Raw genomic sequence first — 2,234 nt, forward strand, 5'->3', positions numbered from 1 at the left:
TGGCTCACCACCTTGCGCACGCTTGAAGCCTCGACCTGGGCCAGGCAAGCCTTCGGCGATGAGTTCCTCAGGGTGTACCTGGCGGTCAAACGCGCCGAATACCGTCAGTTCATGGGCGAGGTCGGAGAGCAGGACTGGCGTTGGTACATCCATCAGGCTTGAACTGAGCGACAAGCTGCACGTCGGATCGGACGTGCGGCTTGCTACTTGAAAAATTATTTAATGGCAACTTTTTCACGAAAAATTGATAGTGACCTGCCTAAAGTTTGTGTTGCCGTAGCACAGTAGTTTTTCAAACTTTCCTGCGGTATTTGCTTTCCATAGCGCAACTTCCAGGAAACTTTAAAACCTCATGCTGACCATTAAACCCGTGCGCCCCGAGTGGGTGACGCTGGTCGCCAGTGTCTTTTTATTAGTGGGCTTCAACGTTGTGCTCTGGCAGCACCTGCATACCATTACGGCAGGTGACGGCGGGGGCGTGCTGATCGGCGTGGCGTTTGCGGTGCTGGTGTTGTTCGCCTTCAACCTGATGCTGACAATGGTAGCGTTCCGTGGGCTGCTCAAGCCTGTGCTGATATTGCTTTTTCTGATCAGCGCCGGTGTGGCGTATTTCATGGCTCAGTATGGCGTGCTGATCGATGCCGGCATGTTTCGTAACTTTGCTGAAACCAATGCCACAGAGGTGCGTGATTTACTGTCGTTAAAGTTGTTTGCCTACCTCGGTTTGTTAGGCGTGTTGCCGTCCTGGTTGTTATTTAAAACGCCGATCAGCTATCGCCGCTGGCCCAAAGAATTGTTAAGCAAGTTAGTGGTGAGCGGGGTGTCGGCGGGGGTGATCGGCATGGTCGCCCTGGCCAATTACCAAGGGTTGTCTTCATTGTTTCGCAATCATCATGAATTGCATTTGATGGTGGTACCGAGCAACTACATCGGTGCGTCGATCGGGTACTTGCGTGAACAGGTCGCGTCGGCCAAACAGCCCTTTATCACCTTGGGTGAGGATGCGAGTCGTAATCCGGTCTGGCAAACCCATGCCCGCAAGTCCCTGACCGTACTGGTGGTGGGGGAGAGCGCCCGTGCCGAGAACTTCGGCATTCTGGGCTATAACCGCGATACCACGCCGCAACTCAATCAAGAAGCTGGCCTGATCGCCTTCACTGATGTGCACTCCTGCGGTACGGAAACCGCGGTATCGGTGCCGTGTATGTTTTCCAACATGGGCCGCAAGAACTACGACGCCAGCAAGGCCAGGAACGAAGAAGGCCTGCTCGATGTGCTCAAGCGCGCCGGGCTGGAGGTGATCTGGCGTGACAATCAGTCGGGCTGCAAAGGCACTTGCGACCGGGTCACTGTGCAGGATGTCAGCAATCTTAAAGACCCGGCCCTGTGCGCCAACAGTGAGTGTCGCGACGAAATTCTGCTCCAGGGCCTGCAGCATTTCATCGACACCCTCGACAAGGACACCGTGCTGGTGCTCCACCAAATGGGCAGTCACGGGCCGGAGTATTTCAAGCGCTATCCCAAGCAATACGAACATTTCACCCCAGTGTGCCAAAGCAATGCGCTGAACAATTGCAGCCGCCAGAGCATCGTCAACGGCTACGACAACACGCTGGTGTACACCGACCATGTGTTATCGACCCTGATCGACCTGCTGCGGGCCAATCAGGACAAGGTCGACACCGCGATGCTGTACCTGTCCGACCACGGCGAGTCCCTGGGCGAGTACAACCTGTTTCTCCATGGCACGCCCTACATGCTCGCCCCGGAACAACAGAAACACGTGGCGATGCTGGCCTGGTTTTCCGACAGCTATCAGAAGTCCTTCTCCGTCGACACCCATTGCCTGCAACTGAGCCGGGACAAGCCCTTGAGCCAGGACAATCTGTTTCATTCGATGCTCGGGCTGCTGGAAGTCAACAGCAAGGTCTACAACCGGGACCTGGACCTGTTTGCCGGTTGCCGTGGCGCGGTCATTGACGGGGTATTGGCCCGGCAGTGAGCGCCTCGACTTTTTTTTCACGTACGGGTGGTTAGCCTGTTCCTATTCATCTTTCCCAAGAGCGGTTGGTATGTCTGGGCAACCCCCATCCCCCGTAGAGATCGAGTTCGCCAGGCATCATGACCGGGAACACGCGCGCATTTGCCGTCAAGCGGCGCCCAGGCGACTGCGCCTGGCGTTCTGGCGTGACGAGCAATTGGTCCGCAATGCCTTGAAAGCCGCCGGTGAACCG

Annotated in this window: 1 protein-coding gene and 2 pseudogenes; all 3 read left to right on the forward strand. The window is 56.2% G+C overall.

The genetic code is table 11. The features are described 5' to 3' along the window. A pseudogene (locus GSM73_RS26940) lies at positions 1-162 on the forward strand (glutamine synthetase); the annotation flags it as partial. A gap of 190 nt (positions 163-352) precedes the next feature. Beyond that, positions 353-2,002 carry a phosphoethanolamine transferase gene (locus GSM73_RS05775; protein WP_160891842.1) on the forward strand — a complete coding sequence of 550 codons (1,650 nt, stop codon included), beginning with the start codon at positions 353-355 and terminating at the stop codon, positions 2,000-2,002. A gap of 70 nt (positions 2,003-2,072) precedes the next feature. Next, a pseudogene (locus GSM73_RS26945) lies at positions 2,073-2,234 on the forward strand (SAM-dependent methyltransferase); the annotation flags it as partial.

It is taken from the genome of Pseudomonas sp. PICF6, from assembly GCF_009831705.1.
GTDB lineage: Bacteria > Pseudomonadota > Gammaproteobacteria > Pseudomonadales > Pseudomonadaceae > Aquipseudomonas > Aquipseudomonas rhizophila.